This window comes from Paenibacillus thiaminolyticus (assembly GCF_003591545.1).
In the GTDB taxonomy this organism is placed as follows: domain Bacteria; phylum Bacillota; class Bacilli; order Paenibacillales; family Paenibacillaceae; genus Paenibacillus_B; species Paenibacillus_B thiaminolyticus_A.
In genome coordinates, this window is sequence record NZ_QYZD01000021.1 from 34,795 (window position 1) to 57,657 (window position 22,863).

19 protein-coding genes and 2 pseudogenes are annotated in these 22,863 nt (G+C 47.5%); 3 read left to right on the forward strand and 18 right to left on the reverse strand.

Annotated elements, in window-relative coordinates:
• Nucleotides 1–34 precede the first annotated feature (34 nt).
• The 6 genes from DQX05_RS20225 to DQX05_RS20250 all read right to left on the reverse strand — a co-directional run bounded on the left by DQX05_RS20225 (nt 35) and on the right by DQX05_RS20250 (nt 4,399).
• Nucleotides 35–1,198, reverse strand: a complete 1,164-nt coding sequence (locus tag DQX05_RS20225) for a copper amine oxidase N-terminal domain-containing protein (RefSeq protein ID WP_259392137.1) — start codon at nt 1,196–1,198, stop codon at nt 35–37.
• Nucleotides 1,199–1,612: 414 nt separating this feature from the next.
• The gene (gene ahlS / locus DQX05_RS20230) at nt 1,613–2,461 is read right to left on the reverse strand and encodes an AhlS family quorum-quenching N-acyl homoserine lactonase (RefSeq protein WP_119795301.1); all 849 of its coding nucleotides are present in this window, start codon (nt 2,459–2,461) and stop codon (nt 1,613–1,615) included.
• Between the two features lie 212 nt (nt 2,462–2,673).
• Complete coding sequence (locus DQX05_RS20235) at nt 2,674–3,198, reverse strand: DUF4241 domain-containing protein (protein WP_119795302.1); 525 nt, start codon at nt 3,196–3,198, stop codon at nt 2,674–2,676.
• A 68-nt stretch (nt 3,199–3,266) separates the two neighbouring features.
• Nucleotides 3,267–3,608 (reverse strand): type II toxin-antitoxin system PemK/MazF family toxin, encoded by a 342-nt coding sequence (locus tag DQX05_RS20240; protein ID WP_259392138.1) that lies wholly within the window; start codon nt 3,606–3,608, stop codon nt 3,267–3,269.
• Complete coding sequence (locus tag DQX05_RS20245) at nt 3,598–3,795, reverse strand: DUF2281 domain-containing protein (RefSeq protein WP_119795304.1); 198 nt, start codon at nt 3,793–3,795, stop codon at nt 3,598–3,600. Before DQX05_RS20245 ends, DQX05_RS20240 begins: the two co-directional genes overlap by 11 nt.
• 52 nt (nt 3,796–3,847) lie before the next feature.
• Nucleotides 3,848–4,399 carry a histidine phosphatase family protein gene (locus DQX05_RS20250; protein WP_119795305.1) on the reverse strand — a complete coding sequence of 184 codons (552 nt, stop codon included), beginning with the start codon at nt 4,397–4,399 and terminating at the stop codon, nt 3,848–3,850.
• A gap of 281 nt (nt 4,400–4,680) precedes the next feature.
• Between DQX05_RS20250 and DQX05_RS20255 the strand changes: the two genes are divergently transcribed.
• The gene (locus DQX05_RS20255; RefSeq protein ID WP_119795306.1) at nt 4,681–6,213 is read left to right on the forward strand and encodes a flavocytochrome c; all 1,533 of its coding nucleotides are present in this window, start codon (nt 4,681–4,683) and stop codon (nt 6,211–6,213) included.
• 107 nt (nt 6,214–6,320) lie between these two features.
• Here DQX05_RS20255 and DQX05_RS20260 read toward each other — a convergent pair whose 3' ends face one another.
• From DQX05_RS20260 to DQX05_RS20270, 3 genes are all read right to left on the reverse strand, one after another.
• A complete protein-coding gene (locus tag DQX05_RS20260; protein ID WP_119795307.1) occupies nt 6,321–7,535 on the reverse strand; it encodes a NupC/NupG family nucleoside CNT transporter in 1,215 nt (404 codons plus the stop codon).
• Nucleotides 7,536–7,648: 113 nt separating this feature from the next.
• Nucleotides 7,649–8,605, reverse strand: a complete 957-nt coding sequence (locus DQX05_RS20265; protein WP_119795308.1) for a nucleoside hydrolase — start codon at nt 8,603–8,605, stop codon at nt 7,649–7,651.
• Nucleotides 8,605–9,555, reverse strand: a complete 951-nt coding sequence (locus DQX05_RS20270) for a nucleoside hydrolase (protein WP_119795309.1) — start codon at nt 9,553–9,555, stop codon at nt 8,605–8,607. Before DQX05_RS20270 ends, DQX05_RS20265 begins: the two co-directional genes overlap by 1 nt.
• 259 nt (nt 9,556–9,814) lie before the next feature.
• On the opposite strand from DQX05_RS20270, the pseudogene DQX05_RS20275 reads away from it, so the two are divergent.
• Nucleotides 9,815–10,205, forward strand: a pseudogene (locus DQX05_RS20275) (hypothetical protein); the annotation flags it as partial.
• An 89-nt stretch (nt 10,206–10,294) separates the two neighbouring features.
• The gene (locus tag DQX05_RS20280) at nt 10,295–10,951 is read left to right on the forward strand and encodes a class I SAM-dependent methyltransferase (RefSeq protein ID WP_119795310.1); all 657 of its coding nucleotides are present in this window, start codon (nt 10,295–10,297) and stop codon (nt 10,949–10,951) included.
• On the opposite strand, the pseudogene DQX05_RS20285 reads toward DQX05_RS20280, so the two are convergent.
• The 9 genes and pseudogenes from DQX05_RS20285 to DQX05_RS20330 all read right to left on the reverse strand — a co-directional run.
• A pseudogene (locus DQX05_RS20285) lies at nt 10,929–11,306 on the reverse strand (M20/M25/M40 family metallo-hydrolase); the annotation flags it as partial. The gene DQX05_RS20280 and the pseudogene DQX05_RS20285 sit on opposite strands and share 23 nt — an antisense overlap.
• Nucleotides 11,307–11,312: 6 nt before the next feature.
• Nucleotides 11,313–12,503, reverse strand: a complete 1,191-nt coding sequence (locus DQX05_RS20290) for a macrolide family glycosyltransferase (RefSeq protein WP_119795311.1) — start codon at nt 12,501–12,503, stop codon at nt 11,313–11,315.
• On the reverse strand, nt 12,500–12,940 hold the full coding sequence (locus DQX05_RS20295) for a helix-turn-helix transcriptional regulator (RefSeq protein ID WP_119795312.1): 441 nt from the start codon (nt 12,938–12,940) through the stop codon (nt 12,500–12,502). The genes DQX05_RS20290 and DQX05_RS20295 overlap by 4 nt, the downstream gene beginning before the upstream one ends.
• Before the next feature lie 303 nt (nt 12,941–13,243).
• On the reverse strand, nt 13,244–14,431 hold the full coding sequence (locus DQX05_RS20300) for an amidohydrolase (protein WP_119795313.1): 1,188 nt from the start codon (nt 14,429–14,431) through the stop codon (nt 13,244–13,246).
• A gap of 73 nt (nt 14,432–14,504) precedes the next feature.
• Nucleotides 14,505–15,920 carry an MFS transporter gene (locus DQX05_RS20305; protein WP_119795314.1) on the reverse strand — a complete coding sequence of 472 codons (1,416 nt, stop codon included), beginning with the start codon at nt 15,918–15,920 and terminating at the stop codon, nt 14,505–14,507.
• On the reverse strand, nt 15,895–17,106 hold the full coding sequence (locus DQX05_RS20310) for a M20 family metallopeptidase (RefSeq protein ID WP_119795315.1): 1,212 nt from the start codon (nt 17,104–17,106) through the stop codon (nt 15,895–15,897). Before DQX05_RS20310 ends, DQX05_RS20305 begins: the two co-directional genes overlap by 26 nt.
• A 203-nt stretch (nt 17,107–17,309) precedes the next feature.
• Nucleotides 17,310–19,667 (reverse strand): helix-turn-helix domain-containing protein, encoded by a 2,358-nt coding sequence (locus DQX05_RS20315; protein WP_119795316.1) that lies wholly within the window; start codon nt 19,665–19,667, stop codon nt 17,310–17,312.
• A 156-nt stretch (nt 19,668–19,823) separates the two neighbouring features.
• Complete coding sequence (locus tag DQX05_RS20320; protein WP_119795317.1) at nt 19,824–20,228, reverse strand: DUF1259 domain-containing protein; 405 nt, start codon at nt 20,226–20,228, stop codon at nt 19,824–19,826.
• A gap of 484 nt (nt 20,229–20,712) precedes the next feature.
• Entirely contained in the window at nt 20,713–22,452 is a 1,740-nt protein-coding gene (locus DQX05_RS20330) for a S8 family serine peptidase (protein WP_119795318.1), read from the reverse strand.
• Between the last annotated feature and the right edge of the window lie 411 nt (nt 22,453–22,863).

The window sequence follows — 22,863 nt, forward strand, 5'->3', positions numbered from 1 at the left end:
AATGAAGAGGTGTTTTTCTACTACGCGAATTTGCTTACTTCATCGCGGCCCAGCTCCTGTATTCATGAATCGCAAAGCCGGCATAGCTTGAATGACGAGTCAGCTTTTGATGAGCGGCTTGCAGCTCTTTTTCCATCGCTTCGATACTCTTGGCATAGAATGATGTCCGATCGCTCTCCATATTTTTAGCGGTCTCCACAGCAACGATGACTTGCTTGTTCAGCGTCGCTGCTTCTCTCATCATCGCGTTTGCGTTTTCCACAATCCCATTCTTGCCTAAGGCAAAATTGCGGTAATCCATAATCACCAGGCAGTCGAACTTCTCCAATAACCATGCGCTGAAGCTGTACTCCGTGCCGGGAACCTTTACGGTATTCAGCCAAAAAGGAACGTCCAACGTAATTTTCATGCCGCTCCCTTTCGTTTCCTGCTCAATCAGCCTCATATTGTCCATCCAGCTTGCCAGGATCGCCTTATTATCGGTCTTCCATTCGGGCAGCAGATAAGGTTCAATATCAAAGTGCAGACCGTCAAACCGCTCTTCGGGTTTAACGGAGGCATTATAGTTTTGGACCCATGCAATAAACTCTTTGATTTGATCCTGCTTCGACTTGGAGGCCCAATCGGGACGACCCGCCAGGGCTTCCACGTTGATACGCTTCTCTGTGGCGCTGCGAATGAAGTCTTGATATATCGTCGGAGCGATATCGGCATCAATCTGAAGATACACGGAGGTCACATAATTATCGCTTGCAAAGTTGATCAGCTTGTCCGGATCCCTCTCGATGATGCGGCTATCCCAAATCCATGTGCCTTTGGGAACATTATGTACAGAGGTGGTGATGATGACCTGATTGCGCTCCGGCTTCCAATCTACATCGGCATGAAACACTTCACTGATGAAGCGAAGCGGAACCATCATGCGGCCGTTTTGGACCGTCGCTCCCCCGCCGAAGGTTACCGTCTCGCCATTCACCTGCGCATGATTATCGCCAATCCCCAAAGTGACGATGTCATTTTTATACGAAAAAGTGATTTGCTTCAATGCCTCGTTCCACTTTACGTTTGCGCCAAGCTTTTCGGATACGAATTTGGCGGGAACCATCGTGCGGTTGGATTTCTTATCCATATACGGAGGTTCATCCGGGAACGCCACATCATGCCCGTCCACAGTGACTCGGATCGGGGAAGCACTCACATTGGGGAGACCGATTCCTAAACTTAAAACGATAGCTAACATGCAAAAAAACAATTTTCTCAAACAACTCATATGATCCTACCTCAGCTTCTCCGAGCGGTTCGGTTTTCTACTCTGTTACATTGAACGAATGTCGCATAAAGGGATTATATAATATGCAGCATTTGTCAGAACATCCGACCTATGAACCAAGTTGCGCAATTTTGTAAAGCGGGATGTCCGTACTGTAGTAAGAGAACAGGGCATTCCCCTGGAATACACAAAAACCCCCTCCGGTCTACAGTGTAGAATTCATCACAATATGAACTCCTTTTTCACTGTTTACCGTATGGGGGAGGTCGTCAGTTGTCATCAGGGTGAAAGACCGTCTGCTTACAACCTGCTCATAGTAGGATAAAGCCTTCCTTTGCCTTCTTATTCATAGTATCCTTCCGTTGATTTGCGGAGCTCCTTGAATTGATTCGCATCGTGTCCGAACCACACTTGGGATTTCGTTCGGGCAGCAAAAGTCCGTATCCTTTCGACGGTATTCCGGTACCCGATCGAATCATACATAATGCCCGGCGGCCTGACAGGCGGGCCGTAGCTCTCCGCCGTATAAATGGTATCGGAAGCGAGGATGATCCCGCCCGTTTCCGGCATTTCGATATGCAAGCCCAGCATGCCCCAAGCATGGCCGCTTCCGAAGTTCAGCAGGGTAATGCCTTCGGCCAGCTCTAAACCATCCTCTGTACGCTTAATCGTTTTCCACTGCAAATGATTTTTGATCCAGGCATCGATGTCCGCCCATATGTAGGATCCTAATTTTTTGTTACGGGCATAAGATTGCAGCGCGCCATTCAGCTCATCCTCGTGAACGATAATCGTCGCGTTCGTGAACAGCTCCAAGCATCCGGCATGATCGAGATGCAAATGAGAGGCCACGACATACTTGATGTCCCGTGGCGAGACATTCAACTGCTCCAGCCGGTTATGCAGATAACATTCCTCACTCGCTGCCCAAGGGAACGCAAGCTGCATCATTTCGGGCCATCGCCCTTCCTTGCCCATCCCGTTCGGATTGCAGGCCGTATCGAACAAAATCTTCCCTGCTGGATGATCGATCAATACGGTATAGACCGGAAATTCCACGAACTCCGCCGCCGCATTCGGATTTAGAATCGTAGCCGGATTATGCATGCCGATCAACCAGTTTTTGTCCATGCTCATGCGGCCATTATCCATGACATACAGCTTCGGGCGGGCTTTCATCACATTCGTCATGTTCATTTCCTCCCATGTGTAATGTACGACTCAGGGTACACTTCGATTCTATGATCAGCGATGGAGACTTATAAACTAAACTTGAGACATGACAAAAAAGCATAATAACGTCCGATCACCGTCAGGACATCTTATGCTTGGGCTTTAACCGTATAACTTGAACATCTACAGCAAGCATTGGACGGTACTCCCGTCATATTCATTGCCGCCTCTTACAGATCTGCATCTTTAATGAAAATAATCTTGACTCCAATAATTTGATTCTGTTCATTCACAGCATAATACGCCGCATAGCCTCCATCTCCAATGCCGGAATGCGAGACCGCGCCACCGTCCATGACACCGGCTTCCTCATCGCTTTCCGTGATATCGCAGCAGGATAAATACCAGTCGCTGTCCGTATCGGGCTCCGCCCCTTGCGCTTCGGAATCCGGAATTCGATACTTGCTGACATCAAAGATCCCCGCTTGACCGCTATCCACGCCGACAATAAAATGACACTTCACCCATTCGAGTTCATCTGGCTTGTCAGCAGCCGATATGTGGTAAGCAATGAGCTTGGCGCAAGCTTCGCCCCAATCTCGAACCTCAGTTTTCTGTACATGAGCGGCCCACATTCCATTGCGTACATTATCCAGCGCACCCATAATGATCGAATCCTCTTTCAATTCGTAGCAAGGATCGGAGACAACGACTTTACCGGATGTAATTTCAAATTGGCCTAATGGAATAATCATGGCTATCTCCCTTCTTTTTAAAACACGCCCATATGAAAAAACCTCCTTTACTGGAGGTTAAAGCTGCATCATATATGAATTAATTCATCTATCTGTTCTTTCACTTTACTAAACACTTGGGGCTTTATATGCCCAAACTTTTTAATAACAATGCGATTTGAAAAGGTGTAAATCTTATCCGCTCGAACTGCTGAATCTATTTTTAAGTGTCCTTCATCAAGATCCTCAGCCGTAATCAGGATGGAGTAATCCTTCTCTGCCAAATTTGAAGTAATCGCCGCAACTACAATGTCCTTTTTGGTTTCATTATACGTAGTATTGGATATGACAAGAACGGGACGTTGCTTTGTAGCCGTTAAATCAGTGTATGGAAAAGGAATAAGTAACACATCGCCCTGCTTATACATCATTCCATACCTCATCGTCGACGGGATTATCCCAGAACTCCATGCTGGTCACGCTCGCATGCTCTAGATTACGAATTGCCTCGCGTTCTCGCTTCATATTCAGATAGCCAATAAAATCAAGAACTTCTGCTGCATCTTGCTCGGTGATATGATCAATCAATCGCTTTAATTCTTCACGATTTATGCCCACAGATAGCACCGCCTTTCCCTCATAAATCCATTATAACACACCATAAGCCATGTCATTTACCATCATTATGTCCATATTCGATGGATGATGGCGCATCCTTGTCAAATGTTAGATGATATACATCCGGATTGGACAATGATTCCCACTCCTTGATGCCGATCCGGTCGTCGAAATGCTTCAGCAGCAGCGATATCAGGTTGCCGTGCGACACGATGACGACGTTGTTGTATCCGCTCTCCAGCGCTTCCGTGATCACGCTGCTGACACGCTTCATCGCCGTATTGCTCGACTCCCCGCCCTCATAACATAACTCTGAATCATCGTATGTCTTCCGAAGCATATCGCGCCAATCGGGATGATTGTTGCCTGACAGCACCCTCTCCGTCAATCTGTCATCCAGAGCGATTGCCATGCCATGTTGATCGGCGAAGGGCGTTATGGTACGGTAGGCTCTCTCATAAGGGCTTGAAATGATATGTTCGATATGTTTGTCCGTCAAAAATTCCGCAAGCTTGTCCGCTTGCTCCACACCGGCTGCGGTTAACGGCGCGTCCGAAGCTTGCCCTTCCGCCTGGCAATGCCGGACAACGTATACATTTTTCATGAACGATATCCTCCTTATAAGCCAATGTTGGATTTTAGGTACTCGCATCCAAATCGTAATATCGTAATTTTCCAGAAAAATTATGATAACATATAACCCCTGTATTTGGAAGATACGGGCTATCATGAAATGTTATTTGTCGCCTTGCACGCCTCATCCTAGAAACCAGATGCATGATCACAGAAAATTCAAAACATTGTGAAAGAAATCACTATGCATAGGAACGATATTATATTAAAATGAAGTGTACTTAACATCATAGAAAAACGGGGGTTGTTATCATGAAGAAGAAAGCAGCAGCAACGTTGATTCTCGTTCTCTCTTTCATGCTCGTGATCGCGGGATGCGGTAGCGGCGGGAAGCAGAATCAAAACGAGAGTCAGGGCAATGAAAAACCGGCGGAGTCCCAAGAAACGGAGGCCGTGTCGGGTGCTTCTCAAGCCAACTATACACCTATCGATCAATTACAAGATAAATATGATATCATCATTGTCGGTGCAGGCGGTGCAGGCATGTCTGCCGCGCTTGAAGCCAAAGAAAAAGGCATGAACCCGGTTATTTTCGAAAAAATGCCGCTTGCCGGCGGCAATACGATGAAATCATCCTCCGGTATGAATGCTTCTCAGACCAAGTTCCAAAAAGAGCAAGGCATTGAGGATGACAATGATCTATTTTACGAAGAGACTTTAAAAGGCGGTCGTGGCACGAACGACACAGAGATGCTTCGTTTCTTCGTTGACAATTCCGCAAGTGCCATCGAATGGCTTGATTCGATCGGAATTCGCTTGAACAATATCACGATTACGGGCGGTATGAACGAGAAGCGCACACACCGTCCTGAAGACGGCTCCGCGGTTGGTCAATATCTCGTGAACGGCTTGGTGAAAAATGTTCAAGAGAAAGACATTCCTCTTTTCGTCAATGCAAATGTAACGGAAATTACAGAGAAGGACGGCAAAGTAAACGGCGTTAAGGTCCTTTTCAACAATAACGATGAAAAAACGATTGCCGCAGATGCTGTCGTTGTGACAAGCGGCGGTTATGGCTCTAACATGGATATGATTGCCGAGGTTCGCTCCGATCTGAAAGGTCTTGTGACAACAAACCAAGAAGGCAGCACCGGCGACGGCATTAAGATGATTGAAAAACTCGGCGGTGTAACGGTAGATATGGATCAAATCCAGGTTCACCCTACGGTACAGCAGGACAACTCCTATCTCATCGGGGAAGCGGTCCGCGGTGAAGGTGCGATCCTGGTGTCTAGCGAGGGCAAACGGTTCACCAACGAGCTGGACACTCGTGACAATGTCACGGCGGCAATCAATAAGCTGCCTGAAAAATCGGCTATTCTTGTATTTGATTCCGGCGTTAAATCCCGCGCTAAAGCGATTGAGCAGTATGAAAAAATGGGCTTTGTCATTCAGGGCGATACGATCGAGGCTTTAGCCCAAGAAATTGGTGTTCCGGCAGATCAGCTTACAGCTACGATGGATACATGGAACAGCGCAGTGAAGAATAAAGAGGATGCCGAGTTCGGCAGAACAACGGCGATGGACAACGACTTGTCCGGCGCGCCATACTATGCAATCAAAATCGCCCCTGGGATTCACTACACCATGGGTGGCGTGAAAATCAATACGAACACCGAAGTGTTGAATAAAGACGGCCAACCTATTCCGGGCTTGTTCGCAGCAGGCGAGCTTACAGGCGGCTTGCACGGTCAAAACCGTATCGGCGGCAACTCCGTTTCCGAGATCATCATCTTCGGCCGCCAAGCCGGCATTAAATCGGCTGAATTCGTACAAGCACAATAAGATATCAGCTTCCACTTTTCACGTAGCACACAATAAACGCTTGGGCTCATCATAGCCCAAGCGTTTGTTTTATTTCCTCAGTTGTTACTTTTATGGTGTCGGTGCTGCTACACGAGCATCCCGGCAATCGCCGCGCTCATCAGGTTAGCCAAGGTTGCGGCAATGACCGCACGGAAGCCCATCTCGGCAAGATCTTGTCTTCTGGAAGGCGCAATCCCGCCCAAGCCTCCAATGAGGAGTGCAATCGCAGCCAGATTGGCGAAGCCGCAGAGCGCGAAGCTGATGACGACGACGCTTTTGGGAGACAAATGAGCAATCTCAGGCGCAAACGAAGTGTATGCTACAAATTCGTTCAGCACGAATTTTTGACCGATGAAGGAACCCGCCTGCAGCGCTTCATTCCATGGAACACCAATCAGGAAGGCAAGCGGCGCGAACAGGTAGCCTAGAATTTGCTCCAGCGTCAGCGCCTCAATTCCGAACACGCCGCCTACCCAGCCAATGATCATGTTCACTAAGAAAATGAGCGATATAAATGCCAGCAGCATGGCACCTACGCCGGCAGCGATCTTGAGCCCGTCCGAGGCACCGCGCGCCGCGGCATCAATGACATTTCGGGACTCCGTATCTTTTACCATGCTAACCCGTTCCACCCGAAGCTGATGATCGGTTTCAGGCATAATAATTTTGGCCAGCAGCAAGCCGCCCGGCGCTCCCATGAATGCCGCTGCAAGCAAATATTCAATCGGAACGCCAAGCATCGCGTATCCGCCTAGAACAGAACCGGAGACGCACGCCAGTCCGCCAACCATCACCGCGAACAGCTCCGACTTGGTCATTTTCTCAATATAAGGCTTCACCACAAGCGGCGCTTCGGTCGGCCCCAGGAAAATATTCGCAGCCGCTGACATCGATTCCGTTTCGCTCGTTTTGAGCACCTTCGCCAGAAATCCGCCAATGATTTTCGTTGCCCACTGCATAATGCCGAGATAGTACAGAACCGCGATCAAGGAACAGAAGAAGATAATAATCGGCAATACCTGAAGCGCGAACGTAAAGCCCGCCTTTTCCGCACCCAGTATCCCGCCGAACAAGAACTGAATTCCCGCATTCGTGGAATCGATGATGCTCTGCACGACCGCAGCCAAGTAGTTCAGTATCTTCTTGCCGAATTCCCACTTCAACACGATCAATGCAAAAATGAATTGAATCGCAAACGCGCCAATCACCGTTCTCGGATTTATTGCTTTGCGATTTCTCGAAAACGCAAATGCTATCAAAAAAATACCTAAGATTCCTAGAAGTCCCCAAATGTATTGCATATACCTATCCTTTCTTCATCATGCCAATGACCCAGAATGTAAAGCGAAAGGGCTGCAAACGGCCGCTCTTTATTTTAGTGCTATCTCTATGAAAAAGCGGCTATTGGCAGTCATTAGTTAATGGAGTTCAACACGTCCAACAACATCTCTTTAAAAGCATCTCGATCAATCGCTTCACAGACGCGAACATTGCGCGTGCGTTCCAGACGATTGTTAATATCCACGAGGCTGTAGCCTCTTGTCAGCTCACCGATGGTTTCCACATCGACGTGATACAGATTGGACTTCGTCATGATCTTCTCGTCTGCCGCTACGGCTGCGAGCAGCGTATCCGGATGTGTCGTGCCGTTCAGTCGATGAACGGTTTTATTGAATCTCATCACGACCTTATTGACGTCCTTGAAAAACTTCGCGCCCTTCGTTCCCAGCGCTTCAATCTCTTCATGGTCGTTATCGTCCATGATGGAATATTGCGTGCACATTTCCCATCCGACCATCGTGATCGGAATCCCCGAATGAAGCACGATTTTGGCGGCTTCCGGGTCAACGTAGAAATTGTACTCCGCACTCGGCGTAATATTTCCGAGCGCATTGTTCGTTCCACCCATAATATAGAGATACGGAATTTTCGGCACAATGGTCGGGTCCTTCTTAATCGCCATCGCAATATTCGTTAACGGCGCAATCGCAATAAGATGGATCTCTCCTGGATTGTTGTGAACCGCATCAATCAAGAAGTCGACGGCATGCCCTTTTTCGGGAGATTGAACCGCTTTTTCGAAAAATGAATCCCCCATTCCATCCTTGCCGTGCACATCCTCGACCGTACGATGCTCCTTTTGCCCGATCCCCATGATTGGGCCCTCATGCCCTTTGTACACAGGGACTTGCCCGCTTTTTCCCGCGACTTGCACGGTGTAGAGCGCATTTTCCACCTGCTGATCGAACTGAACATTGCCGCCGGTAATCATAATGCCTTCGACTTGAAAATAGTGAAGCGCGGTTAAAATAGCAAACGTATCGTCGCCAGCTGTGTCGGTATCAATAATGACTCGCTTTTTCTCGGACATTACAAATCCCTCTCCGTTGCTTTTTTCGCTAATTCAGTAATGTAATCAAAGAATGCGTCACGATTCACGTCATAGACGACATGGACCGGGCGTCCGTCCGCCGTTTCCACGGTACGGCCTTGGCTTGCGCCCTCCGTAATCACGATGCTGTTCACCGTCTGCACCTTCACCAGATCGCTCTTGCCGACGAACGCCGTCGTTAATACATCCCACAGATAGTAGGTCGAGTTCGTCGAGAAGTGAACAAGCGGCGGCACCATCGCATAGCATTGGCCCAGGAAATCCACGCCGATATGCTTGCGTTCCGCTGCCCAGCGCTCACGCACATCGAGCGTAAGCGGTACTTGATTCGTGCTTTCCAGTGCTACCAGATCAATCTCGATTCCGCTGTCCCATACGCGCGCAGCCGCTTCCGGATCCCAGAATACGTTCCATTCTGCCGTTCCGTCATGCTCAGGCTCATGCACATTGCCCGCTTCACGGAAGGTGCCGCCCATCCATACCAGGCGCTCTACCTTTTCTTCAATCGTCGGATCGATATCTAATGCACGTGCAAGGTCGGTAAGCGGACCTGTGAACAGCAAGGTCGTCTTGCCTTCCGTTGCGCGCAGCGTGTCTATCATATGAAGATGTGCCGGCTTGTCCGCTACAGGAGTCACCACTTTACCGGATTCGTTAAGAAGCGGCAAGGCGTCAACATAGAACGCATACATGCGCCAGTCCTTCGGGAACGGATTTTTCCCGCGGGAATTCGATGCGGCTACATCCACACCGCCGTTGCCGAACCGATCGATGATTTTACGGCTGGCAAACATAGCCGGTTCCAAGTAACAATCCGCCGGAATGACCGACACGCCCGTCAACTCCACATTGTCCATGTGCAGTAACAAAAATAACGAAATTAAATCATCAACGCCGCCATCATGGTTAAAATAAATGTTCTTCTTCATCTTATCTCCATTCCCATTCCCATACATCGACACGACAATAACAGTAAATGTAAACTTTGTATTAATGTATAAGACGTTGTAAACCCGAACGAAAATATTAAATGAACAATTATTATTCGGATTCCATTAAAAATAATACTAAAATTTTTCTGAAAAATATATACTTAATGAAAAGACTCTGTTAAATGTTGATTTTTGATACTTAACCAAATTCTTGATATAATTGATGTAAGAACAAACATTCGGGAGTTTAACAAGGGTTCGAAAATCGGCTGAAATCGTAGGGGTTACTTGGGTTACGATTTTTTATTGGAGGCACAAACTGTTAAACGCCTTAAAACAAATGGATTTTGACCATTTTGAAGGTATCGTTGAAATTGACGAGACCTATTTCCTTTACTCTCGAAAGGGGCAACGTGGCATTACTGACCGTAAACCTCGCAACCGTGGGGTAAATCTAAACACAGGGGAATTAGTCACGAACAGGTTGGTTCTTATTTGTCGATAGTCGTAGTAATGAAAGCACTAATTAACATATTAAAGAATTTCTATTAACATCATTTGTATTTGAAATGACGGACACATATGACAGTTTACGACGGTCAAAATCAATGTGTAGTCCTTATTCAACTAACGAAGCAATTAGTTGAATTATGATTTGCAGAATCGTATCCTAAACTGACAGTTTTTTTAGTGTTTAGGTTTGTTTATTAACCAGATCCTGATTGGAGAGATAATAATGGGGAATACTGATAAGTTTGAAATGATAGCTAATATATATGACACTCCTGAAAGAATCCAAATTGCAAAGGTATCATCAGATGCCATCCGTAATTATTTAGTTGACGCTAAAAGTAAGAATGCTATTGATTTTGGGTGTGGAACTGGTCTTGTCGGAATGAACTTGTTACACGAGTTTAATTCTATGCTTTTTCTGGATACGTCACAAAACATGATTAAGCAAATAAAGCAAAAAATAACTGATTTTAATATTCAGAATGTAGATACCTTATGCTTTGATATTGAAAAGGAAAGTATATCGGATTTACATGCCGACTATATTTTTATGGCTCAGGTTCTACTCCATATGCATGATGTTGAATTAGTTTTATCAAGATTATTTGATGTTCTTGATGAAGGAGGACATCTACTCGTCGTAGATTTTAATAAAAATGAAAAAATAGTTTCAGATATTGTTCATAACGGATTTAATCCAGAAGAGCTAACCGACATTATGACTAAAATAGGGTATAGGGATATTCAATTCAGAACTTTTTATACAGGAAATAAAATATTCATGGGACAAGATGCGTCTATGTTTATTCTTGATTCAAAAGGGACATCGTTAAAGAATGGACTTAAAACTTGCAGTTTCAAACAACACGGAGAACCGTAGCGCAAGTAAAAGAAATACCCGCACACCACTTCGCAACCGACTTCGCGGCCACGAGCAACCCGTCCTCGTCGATATCGAACCTCGGAAGATGATTGAAGTAGACTTCCTCCGCGTTCTTCGGCTTACAGCCAATGTAGAAGAAGCAGCCCGAGATTTTTTCCAAATAGTACGCAAAGTCCTCAGACCCGGCTAGCATATCGCCTTCATGGATAGCTGTCAAATAATCGCCGACTCCCTTCTCTAGATACCGAACGACGTTCGCGGTCACTTCCGGATGATTGTAGAGCGGCGGATAATCAGCCGTATAGGTTAAGGTCGCTTGTACGCCAAATGTCTCTTCAATCCCTCTTACGATTTACCATTAAGATTTCTCTCGAATTTTAGTTAAAATCACATTGGCTGCTTCTACTGCACCGCCAGCATTCTGAAAAGTTTCTGACAGTTTCTGCGCATTTTCCTGATATGTCCGATTCGCCAACACCTCAGATACCGCTGTTGCCAAATATTTGGGTTTCTTTCCTTTCAATTTTAATCCTGCACCCAGTTCAGCAACCCGATCAGCCACTAATCTTTGTTCGCTATGTTGCGGAAATAAAACCATGGGAACTCCAAAATACAGGCTTTCATTCGCACTATTCATGCCGCAATGGGTAATAAATACATCTGCTGTCTGTAATATCGATATCTGATCCACGAAGTTTTTCACCGTGAAATTTCCGGGTATGTTGCCAAGAGAAGAAATCTCAGTTTTTTCACCAACTGACATCACAACATCATAGTCCGTATCTGCAAATGCCCGGATAAGATTTTGGTAAAAATCTTGATTTTGATTAAGTACAGTCCCCAGGGAAATGTAGATTATTTTTCTATTTTTTCTATCTTTTTTATTATTCTGTACCGGCGGAGACTGCCTGATGGATGGTCCGACAAAAGCATATCGCTCGGAAAAGGTACTTGCCATCGGCTGGAATTCTTTCGCAGTATAGACAATGGTGTCCGTTTCATTATTATTTTGAATAATCGATACAAAATTCTCTACCTCATACCCATGATCCTTTAACAACTGAATTTTTTTGTTAATTCGGGGCAAACCCACGATCATTCTCCATAATTCTATAAAACCCCGCCTCACCAGTTTGGCTGTATGCTGATTAAAAGCAAAGGTAGTAGTCGAACAAATATATGGAATTCCTAGTTTTTTTGCAAATAATTTTCCCCAAAAGCATAAAGAGTCGGATACAATACAATCCGGCTGAATCTCCCTTAATTCCTTACATACCTTTTCATCCAAAGCAATGGTCGTATCGGCGACCATTTCAATCAATGCTGCAAAATCTTTGCCAACCTTACGATTCAATTCTTTTTGGGATAGCTGGGGCAAGAATTCATCACAAGCAATAAATGCAGCACCGGCACCTTCTATTTCCCCCTGAAATTCGAGAAAAGAATAATACCAAACTTGATGTCCTCTATTGACTAACTCGGTTACCACCGGAATGGTCGGATTGGTATGACCATGTGCGGGTATCGAAAAAAATACAATTTTCCTCATTCCGATTCATCTACCTCCCGCTCAGCCTTTTGGATCATCTCCACAAATTCCATGAAATCATTACTTTTCAAGAGAGCAATTCCTTTTGTCGCATCCTCTCCCAAGACAATCAGCTTATCACCAGCTTGAATCTGATACATTTCGCGTGCCTGTTTGGGAATCACAATCTGTCCCCGATCTCCTACCTCCACAACACCAAAGAACTGCTTCCCCTTGGGACCGAGCCGATTCGCCTCTTCTTCACTCATATTACGGGATAATTGATCCAGGGTTACTTGAAAAATATCAGCGATTAGCTTGCATTTAAAAATATCGGGCAAGGCATCCCCGTTTTCCCACTTTGCTACGGTCTGTCGTGATACGTTCACCTTCTCAGCTAATTGTTCCTGACTCATTTTATGCTTTTTACGCAAAACACGAATATTCATACCAATCATATTTTTCATCTCCATATACATTTAAATATATAGAAGATCCAAGGTGAAGATCTAGCAACAGTTGGCAACATTTTTTGTTAAAAATTGTGGCAAGTACTCATACATTCAGAACAAGTAGAACATCTTCAAAGACTTGCTGTCATGGACATTTTCAAGAGTTACTTTGAAGCCAAATACAAAGGACACGTTTTAATGAAACAAATATCCCCTCGGCCCAACATCCGAGATCATTATTACCAACAATCTCAAGATGTTAACCACGAGGGGATACCTTCAACGCTATTCTATTTTAACCCTGTTCCATCACTTCAACCCATAATACCCGCACACCACTTCCGCCACCGACTTCGCGGCCACGAGCAGCCCGTCTTCGTCGATATCGAACTTCGGATGGTGGTTGAAGTAGACCTCCTCCGCGTTCTTCGGCTTGCAGCCAATGTAGAAGAAGCAGCCCGGGATTTTTTCCAAATAGTACGCAAAGTCCTCAGACCCGGATAGCATATCGCCTTCATGGATAGCTGTCAAATAATCGCCGACTCCCTGCTCCAGGTACCGAACGACGTTCGCGGTCACTTCGGGATGATTGTAGAGCGGCGGATAATCGGCCGTATAGGTTAAGGTCGCTTGGACGCCGAATGTCTCTTCAATCCCTCTTACGATACGGTGAATCTCTTTATCGATCAACGCTTGGGTCTCTGTCGTCATGTAACGCACATCGCCTTCAAGCTCGACATAGTCCTTGATGACGTTAAAGCTTCCTTTGCCGTCGAAGGAGCCGATCGTCACGACGCCGGTATCGAATGGATTCAGGCGGCGGCTAATGATCGTCTGCGCCGTCGTGACGAAGTGCGCGGCAGCGACGATCGCGTCATTGGCCATATGCGGCGAGGAGCCGTGGCCGCCCTTGCCCTGAATGCCGAGCTTGAAGTAGCTGCGGCCTGCCATTGCAAAGCCGCTCCGGTACATCACTTCGCCAACATCCCCCGTAGGGAAGACGTGAACGCCGAAGATATGCTCCACGTCATCAAGAAGGCCGGACTCCACGATGCTCTTCGCACCCCCGGGAGGCGTTTCCTCTGCATGCTGGTGAATGATCTTGATCGTGCCAGGAAGCTCATCCTTGAGCTGAATCAAGCAGTCCGCCAGCACGAGCAAGTAAGCGGTATGCCCATCGTGGCCGCAAGCATGCATGACGCCGGGATTTTCAGAAGCAAAGGGAAGACCCGTCTCTTCCTGAATCGGAAGTGCATCGAAATCCGCCCGCAGCGCTATCGTCTTGCCCGGCTTGCCGCCTTGAATCGTGACGATAATGCCGTGCCCGTTCCCGACTTCCGTATCCAGCTTCACCTCTTTGCCCTGGTAGAAGTCGCGAATATACTTCGCGGTCTGTTCCTCTTGGAAAGATAGCTCCGGATGGGTATGCAGATGTCTGCGAATCGCAATGATCTCATCCTTGCGTGCATCGAGCAGCGCTAATAATAGGTCACGCATGTTCATATCCTCCTGTGAATCTCTATATAACTCTAATCTAATCCCAAACCTCCAAGCTCTCTAATCGGCATTCTTATTTTGCAGCCGGAGCGAGAACTGTATTCTCTTGTTTGCTGCCCTTTGGTGCCGTGATAATGACCGACAGTAAGGATACGACACAGAATGCAACGTTCGTTAACAGCCCGACCATGGCGGCCAGCTCTATACTACCGGCGGCAGCGATAACCCCATACACGCTTGCGGAGATGGCGACACCGAACGAACCGCCAAGCGAGCTCGCCATTTTATAGATCCCGGACGCAATACCGACCTTGCTCTCCGGCGCATTGGAGACCGCCGTATCCGTCGATGGCGTCGCGTACATGCCAAGTCCGATACCGAATAGCATGAAGCCGACAAAGACGAGCAGCGTATAGAGAAAGCCTGGGACAAAGGTGAATGACATCAAGGCAATCCCAATCGCCGTAATGAGTGAACCCGTAATCATTGGCTTGCGTGAGCCGTGCTTCTGCAGCAGCTTCTCGCCGACACGAATCATGACGAGAACACACACCAAGTAGCCAAGGGACAATAGCCCGGATTCGAAGGCGGTAAAGCCGCGCCCGATCTGAACGTACGTATTCGCGACAACCAAGGTGCCTGCTGCGGCATTCAATAAGAAGTTCGACACGGTTGCCCCGGTATAAGCTTTATTTTTGAACAGAGAAAAGTCAATGAATCCATTCGCATGACGGAACTCAATTTTGAAGAAAATGAACGACGATACAAGGAACACGGCAGCCAAAGACAAGGTAATCGGGCTTGTCCAGCCGAAGGAGGAGCCCCGCGTAATGATCAGGTTCAAGGTAACGAGCGTAATTATGAACGTAACTAATCCGCCGAAGTCGAAGCGTGCCTTGCTACCCGATTGTTCGACCTTGCTCTCCGGCGTACCCTTGATAAGCAGCATCGCGAGCAGAGCGAACACGATGGAGAAGACGAAGATCCAGCGCCAGCCCATATACGTTGCGATGGCGCCGCCGGCGAAGGAACATACCCCGGAGCCGCCCCAAGATCCGATGGACCAGAAGCTTAACGCCCGCTGTCTATCTGCTCCCTCGAAGTACGTCTTCATCAGAGCCAGCGTTGCCGGCATGATGCAGGCTGCAGACAGACCTTGGATAACCCGGCCTGCGATCAGCATCCCGGAACCATGCGCGAGAATGAGCAATAAGGAACCAATAATACTAAGAATGAGCCCAATGTACGTCAGCTTCATGCGTCCGAACCTGTCCGCCATGCCGCCGGCAACGACGATAAAAATACCCGAGAATAAGGCCGTCAAGCTGATGGCGATATTCAGCGTATCCAGAGAGATGCCGAGATCCGCCTGAACGTCAGGAACGATATTCACCATGGATTGCGCGAAGAGCCAGAAGGTAATGACCCCGAACACAATCCCTACAATAAGTTTATCGCTGCCTTTATACGGAACTGTTGATGTCTTCATCTCTTCCGCCCTCTTTCATGTAGTCTATAACGAGTGCACCCATAGCTTTAGCGGCAATCTGCAAGCTGTCTTCATTGATATCGAATTTAGGGTGATGATGAGGGTAATACTCTCCATTGTCAGGCATCGCGCCTACATAGAAAAATACGCTTGGACGCTGTTGCGCGTAATAAGCGAAATCCTCGGAAGGCGGCTGCGGTTCACACCGTTCAATTGAAGTGACCTCGGGAATGCCGCTCTGAGCCAGCGACTTCACCACGAATTCCGTAAATGCCGGATCATTGACGAGAACCGGATAGTCATTTTTGTAATCAAGCTCATACGTGATCCCGAACATTTCTTGAAGCCCGGATAAGATGCGGCGAATTTCCTGTTCAATCAAGCTGCGGGTCTCTTCCGTCATCGCTCGAACATCGCCTTCCAGCTCGACTGCGTCTTTAATGACATTGAAGCTTCCTTTTCCGTCGAAAGAGCCAATCGTAATGGAGCCGACATCAAACGGATTCAAGCGGCGGCTTACGATCGTTTGCACGGCGCATACGAATTCACTTGCGGCAACAATGGCGTCATTGGCCATATGCGGCGAGGAGCCATGGCCGCCTTTGCCATGAATCTTCACCTTGAAGTAGGCGCGTCCCGTCTGGATTGGACCTTCCCGGTAGAAGATTCCTCCCGTCTCCATGGTAGACATGACGTGGATGCCGAGCACATGATCCACCCCATCCAGGCAGCCGTCCTCAATCATATGAATCGCTCCGCCGGGCGGTGTTTCTTCCGCATGTTGATGCAAAATAACGACCTTGCCCTCTAACTGATCCTTCATCTCCATTAACGTCTCGGCAAGGACAAGCATGTAAGCCGTATGCCCATCATGGCCGCAAGCGTGCATGACACCCGGATTCTGCGAGGCAAAGGGAAGTCCCGTCTGCTCCGTAATCGGAAGCGCGTCGAAATCCGCGCGGATCGCCAAGGTCTTGCCCGGCTTGCCACTATCAATCGTGACAACAACCCCGTTGCCGCCGACATGCTCACGAACGACACAGGGCTTATCTGTATAGAATTCAGCGATATACTTCGCGGTGTTCTCCTCCTGGAAGGAAAGCTCCGGATGCGCATGCAGATACCGTCTAATCTCGATGATGCGTTCTTTTTTCTCGTCCAGTCGTCTAAATAGTTCCGTCTTCATGACCTCTGCCCTCCTATAACATGATGCTTATCACCGGCCAGTGAAGAAACATGTTTTCATGCCTTTATTATAGGAAGGAAAGCGGTTACATTCGGCCCTATTTTTGCACTCCCATGTCCTTCGTTTTTGCCCTCTTCTTGTATGAGCTTCAAGTTTGGACAAAACCGAAGGGGAGATTTTCACCCACTTTCGTCAAATGTGATTTAGTTCATATCATCGAACATTTTACGGAACTCATAAAAGTGAATGGCATTCATGTCCAGGTACACATAAAAGGACCAATCAGCGCTCATCTGCTCGTCAATGACTTTCAAGGAAGGGGTGGATCTGTTGATGACATAATTCATAATCTCCTGATCGACGCCATGCTTGCTATTGAACTTCCCCCACTCCGAATACAATGCCCCGTGATCGCGGTCGAATTGGAATTTGCGAACCTGATACGCACCTGGCTTCATGCCGAGCAGGCGAATATGCATCTCCTTCTTCCGCTGTCTTAGGAACAGCTCTTCCACCGAGAAGCGAGGATTGAAGTTATTGCAGTTCAATAGCGCGAGCTGGTATCCATCGGCATGCTCCGTCATCACATAATCTTTCCCCTGGGCGATAATTCGTCCTCGCAGACGTTCCTTGAACATGACAGCGTAATAAGCAGGTCTCTTCCCATTGAAAAAGTGAAACAGCTCCAGCCCGTCAATGATGATATTGCGGGCACGGCGCTCCTCCTCATGCTGCTCCGTATTGATCCAGAAGCCGATCGCGTCGACCTCACGGCTTATATCCATCACCGCCCTCATCACTAAGGCACCGCGGAAAAACGTTCCGTTCGTATACCTCGTATTCCCGGTCAACGTATTCCAAGACATAAGAAACAGCGATTTTTCCATGCGATGCTTCCTTAAATAAGCTTTCAGCTTGGACGTCACGGAGAGGATATAGTCCTGGGTCTCGGTGAAATCATCGTCAGCCGATTTATCGAAATCCACGACTTCGTTCGGATTCGCCTCGTAGGCAATGAAGTCAATAACGTCGCCGTGGCTTAATTGCCAGTCATGCTGTGTCGTCGTTGTCCCTGTTCGTTCGGAAAAAGGAAGATAGGTCCCCACCTGCAATCGCTCTTCCCTGCTCTTCACTAGAGACTGAAGGCGAAGATATATCCGCCGAAGCTCTTCCGGGGAGGCAATCGTGGCAGGAGGCTCATAATACATGAAGCGCCACTTCGCTACGGTATCGCGTCCATAAATCTGAATCGAGTGACGGATAAACTTGTCCAGCAGCTCGAAATACTTGTTCTCATCCGAGGAAATCTCCTGGTATTCGATGCGGATCAGGAGATGAAGATGATGATCTTGCAGGAACTGGAGGGCCAGATCGGAATTCATGAACGGCGTAGAGGTAGCCACCAACTCGTCCGTTTCCACTTCAGGAAGCAGCGTCTTGCCAAAGATCAGGTTGCGAACTCCGATATAACGGATGCGGAGCTCCTGCTGTGCCATGAGAAGCTGCTCTTTGACATTCTCATTGAGGAGCTCCTTAAGCTGGCCGATGAAGAGAACATGCGTGGAAGCCGCCACTTCCTCCTGTCGCATGGGGTCAAGCTCGATCTGGCGACTCTCAAATACAGCCTCGCTAATATCCGAGATCTGCTCCCCTGTCTCAATGTACTGGGCAAGCTTCGCCAGAATATCTGGGGATTGCAGCACCGTTCTGGGCTCGGAAGCATGATTAGCCGCTGGCTGCGCATCGTCCTGGTGCTCCGAATGCTCCTTCCGATATTGAGCGGGGGACATCCCGTATGCCGCTTTAAACACGGCATTGAAGTGTTTCGAGCTGGCAAATCCATGCTTCAACGCAATATGAGATAACGAATCCGTGGAATGCAGCAGATCATCAAGACTATGCTTCAGCCGAACCAGATTGACGTACTGCACGAATCCAAACCCTGTCATTTTCTTGAAATATCGAGAGAGGTAAGAAACCGATAAATACTCCTTCTGTGCGATCTCATTTAAGGTAATCGGCTCGTCGTAGCGCTGCTCAATCTCCTGAATGATGCGCATAATCCGTTCATCATCGTGAGAACTCCCTTCCCGCACAGGAGCCTCGGTCTTGAAGAAACGAGTCAGCAGCAGCAGCATTTGGAATAAGCTGCTCTGCAACTCCAGGTTCGGAAGCGCGCCTGTTCGCGAGTAGGCAATCATAATCTCGGCAACATAACGCCGCAGAAGGGCGACCATTTGCTCGCGCCCGCGGTCCATCTCTCGCGAGAAGCAGTCGAAGTGATAGGAGAAGTACGATTTATCATGCTGGGCAAAGAACTGGGCCGTCAGGCTCAGCACAATGACGATATTATCCTCCTGACTTGAGATCTCATGCCTGTCATTGCGGTTCAGGATCAAGATATCATGAGCCTGCAGCTTATAATCACGAGCCGTACAGTTCACGGTCAGGCTTCCGCTGATCACGAACAGAATCTTCGTTCCAAAATAACTCATTGGCGGCATCGACCGAATATTTTCCATGCTGATCTCATAGTTGTTGTTAGTTGCTGCATTCGGCATGGTGAACGCCTCCTTGGCTTGGTTTAGACTATATAGACGGTGATAGCATTTGCTGAAAACATCAGGTTTAGTTCAAGTTTACGTGAGCCTATTTTTATTGTCCAGACAAGTGCAGACGCTGCAGTCATCCATTTCCAGACAAAAAGGCTTCAAGCATTAAGGCTTGAAACCTTCATGAATCGCATTTAGCGATCGCCTGACTTTTCTGGCGAAAACAAGCGGTCTTTCCACGACTTCAATATTGACATAAATTAAGCGGGGCCGCTCGAATAGCCATTCGTTACGGACAGACGTCACTTTGATTCCTTGTTTACGAATCGCCGTAATGAATGGATTGACTTCTTTCTCTAAGAAGGCCGCTCTGCCTACACAAAGCGCTTTGCCCGTTCTTTCATTTAATGATTCGAACGAAAAAGAAGACGTTACGCTAAATCTTTTCCCCAAAATCGTTGCTTTTATTCGCTTGCGATTTATTGTCGAGACGCATTTTCCGCCGGCAAAGCCGGGTTGACCCCCGATAATCCTTGAGAACTGCACACAAAGTGAACCGCTATTGGGCATACTTCTTTTCCTCCCCTGTCTTCATTTAAGGTATGAGTACAGGAACAGGATTGAACCGGGTTATCGCCTAATCCAACGATTAACTAATTTTTTATAAAAACGAATACCCTTCTTATCCCGAACAGCTTTACTGCAAGCAAGCGCCTTTTTCAAAACGTTTAAATAAAAATGATTCGTTTTTCTTAACATCCAATCCCCATTCCGGAATCCAGGAGAACAGGAGTTTATAGCTGACTATTTTATGAGATATGGTACTCATGTGGTATCCGTGAAGCCTGAATCCTTAAAACAAATTATCCAAGCTAGAGTAGAGAGCCTCTTACATCACTTTCAAAAATTATAAATCACCTAGCCCTTATTTTTTCTGTCCAACGAATTCGTTTCCAATTATTATTAATGCGCGGAAATAATAAAAGCGCCTTGCAGACGGATCTGCGAAGGCGCTCTGTTCGGGGAGTGTTTACCCCGGATCAATTGAACAATACTATTTCTCTAACCATAATGCCGGGACGTTAAGCGGTTCCCAGCCCGCCATCGAAATATGTTCTTGCAGGCACTGGTACGTTGCTCCGCCGTAAGTCACTTCGTCCCCGATCTTATACGACATACCGGGATCCCAATGCGTAGTCGGAGACGGCTGCGACGAACCGGAATCCGTCGTTACCGTTACAGCATTGCTTGCTGCGGACTGATTACCTGCGGCGTCTATCGCTCTAACTGTAAAAGTATATGTTGTATTGGCCGTCAAGTCGGTAACCGTCGCCGAAGTAGTCGTCACGGTGGCCGCTAACGAGCTTCCGTTATATACTTCATATGCTGTTATGCCCGCGTTGCCAGTAGAAGCACTCCAGGTAAGCGATACGCTTGTGTCGGTTATATCCGTGGATATTAAATTGTCAGGTGCGCTCGGGGCTTGCGTGTCGTCACCGCTGCCTGCCGCTAGTACAGCAGCGTGCGCATCAACAATACCATGCCCATACTGATCGGAGCTTCCGGCAGGCTGCGCTGTATTCCGGAGAATATCTCCGGCCGCGGCAGGGCTAAGATTCGGATTGACGGATCTCATTAGCCCTAGTACGCCCGTTACATGAGGGGTTGACATCGAGGTGCCTGACAGGGTTGTATATTGACCGTTCTTATATGTGCTGTATATGCTCGACCCAGGCGCCATCACATCAAGACCCGGTCCATAATTAGAGAAGCTTGAACGTGTTCTGCTCGAGGTCACGGAACCAACCGCGATCGAACTACTGTAAGCCGCCGGATAAGAAATTTTGGGGAGTCCGTCATTGCCAGCGGCAGCCACCACGATGGTGCCCAAGCCGACAGCCGTTTGAATGGCCTCATCCATCCCTTGATCGTAACCGCCGCCACCCAGCGACATATTGATGACATCGGCTCTAATATTAGCGGCGTAAACAATACCTTGTTGAACGCCATACAGCGAACCTGAACCGCTGTCGTTAAGCACTTTAATAGGAATCAGGGTCGCGTTCTGCATGACGCCTGACACCGATCCATAACTGGCGATCGTTCCAGCGACATGAGTGCCGTGTCCATTACCATCGCTTGTGGTACCGCCCACAAAGCTGCTGCCCAAGCTAGTGTTCACCAGATTTTTGAGGCTCGGATGGTTGCTGTCAATTCCCGTGTCAAGCACGCCGATCCGCACTGAGCTCGACCCGGTCGTAATCTCCCAGGCTTGCGGAACCTTAATCATCTCATAATGCCAACGTTGGTTGTTGTGAATATCTTGAGGTGACACATCCTGCACGGTTGCGGTTTCAAGCGCGTACATTTTGCGGTTTTCCGTGACGTACCGAACATTGAAGCCGAGGTTGTCGAGTGTTTTCTCCAACGATATTTTGGCGGAATCGATTGACTTGTAGTCCTCTACAGAGTACTCGACCAAATAGACCAATCCCATTTTTTCTATCGCCGTAGCCCTTACATCGCTATCCAGCGATTGCACCGAGAAGCTGCCGGCATCCTGCCCGAACAGTGAATCGGCAATCGTAAAACCGCTCTCCGTGAGCGAATCCGCTTCCATCAATATATCATCCACGCTTTGGCTCGAATCCATGAACGGTTCCTCGAGCGACACCACAAGCTGACCTTCAATATAATCAGCCGAGCCCTGAGCCGGGCTGCCAAACGACACCCCTGTTACTAAACTTACCATTAACAAAATGGCGACTAAAACAGAGCTTAGAAACTTCTTCATCATTAACCCTCCTTCACGGAATAAATAATTTGTGCTGCTTTCCTGTGTTCAGCATGATGAAATAGAGTTCGTCACGATGCTGAGAAAGCGCATTCAAGATTCAGATTTATCAACCTCCTTTTTTCGGTTCTTTCTCCCTGATTTCTCCTGGATCCCCCCCTTCTTAACGCCATTAATTAATTGGGATTTTAGGTAAATAAATTACTCTTTTTCCCAACTGACTTCATTTTATCATCATTTTTTTGGAAAAGTAAACAAAAAAATAAGAGGCAAGTCCACTTTGAACATGGACTTGTCCCTTTACTGAATACATAAACATAGGAAAGGCACATGCAATTTGAGTTGCCCTTCACAGCACTATACATGTGTGGAATGCTGACGGTATGTTTATGTGTGACCTTTTTGATTGAT

Bases quoted from the DNA above. Each gene is read 5' to 3' on its own strand.
- ahlS (WP_119795301.1), bottom strand. From the start codon at position 2,461: ATGACGAATGTGATGAAAGCCCGCCCGAAGCTGTATGTCATGGATAAT.
- DQX05_RS20235 (WP_119795302.1), bottom strand. From the start codon at position 3,198: ATGATTATTCCATTAGGCCAATTTGAAATTACATCCGGTAAAGTCGTT.
- DQX05_RS20240 (WP_259392138.1), bottom strand. From the start codon at position 3,608: ATGATGTATAAGCAGGGCGATGTGTTACTTATTCCTTTTCCATACACT.
- DQX05_RS20250 (WP_119795305.1), bottom strand. From the start codon at position 4,399: ATGAAAAATGTATACGTTGTCCGGCATTGCCAGGCGGAAGGGCAAGCT.
- DQX05_RS20255 (WP_119795306.1), top strand. From the start codon at position 4,681: ATGAAGAAGAAAGCAGCAGCAACGTTGATTCTCGTTCTCTCTTTCATG.
- DQX05_RS20260 (WP_119795307.1), bottom strand. From the start codon at position 7,535: ATGCAATACATTTGGGGACTTCTAGGAATCTTAGGTATTTTTTTGATA.
- DQX05_RS20265 (WP_119795308.1), bottom strand. From the start codon at position 8,605: ATGTCCGAGAAAAAGCGAGTCATTATTGATACCGACACAGCTGGCGAC.
- DQX05_RS20270 (WP_119795309.1), bottom strand. From the start codon at position 9,555: ATGAAGAAGAACATTTATTTTAACCATGATGGCGGCGTTGATGATTTA.
- DQX05_RS20280 (WP_119795310.1), top strand. From the start codon at position 10,295: ATGGGGAATACTGATAAGTTTGAAATGATAGCTAATATATATGACACT.
- DQX05_RS20290 (WP_119795311.1), bottom strand. From the start codon at position 12,503: ATGAGGAAAATTGTATTTTTTTCGATACCCGCACATGGTCATACCAAT.
- DQX05_RS20295 (WP_119795312.1), bottom strand. From the start codon at position 12,940: ATGATTGGTATGAATATTCGTGTTTTGCGTAAAAAGCATAAAATGAGT.
- DQX05_RS20300 (WP_119795313.1), bottom strand. From the start codon at position 14,431: ATGCGTGACCTATTATTAGCGCTGCTCGATGCACGCAAGGATGAGATC.
- DQX05_RS20305 (WP_119795314.1), bottom strand. From the start codon at position 15,920: ATGAAGACATCAACAGTTCCGTATAAAGGCAGCGATAAACTTATTGTA.
- DQX05_RS20310 (WP_119795315.1), bottom strand. From the start codon at position 17,106: ATGAAGACGGAACTATTTAGACGACTGGACGAGAAAAAAGAACGCATC.
- DQX05_RS20315 (WP_119795316.1), bottom strand. From the start codon at position 19,667: ATGCCGAATGCAGCAACTAACAACAACTATGAGATCAGCATGGAAAAT.
- DQX05_RS20320 (WP_119795317.1), bottom strand. From the start codon at position 20,228: ATGCCCAATAGCGGTTCACTTTGTGTGCAGTTCTCAAGGATTATCGGG.
- DQX05_RS20330 (WP_119795318.1), bottom strand. From the start codon at position 22,452: ATGAAGAAGTTTCTAAGCTCTGTTTTAGTCGCCATTTTGTTAATGGTA.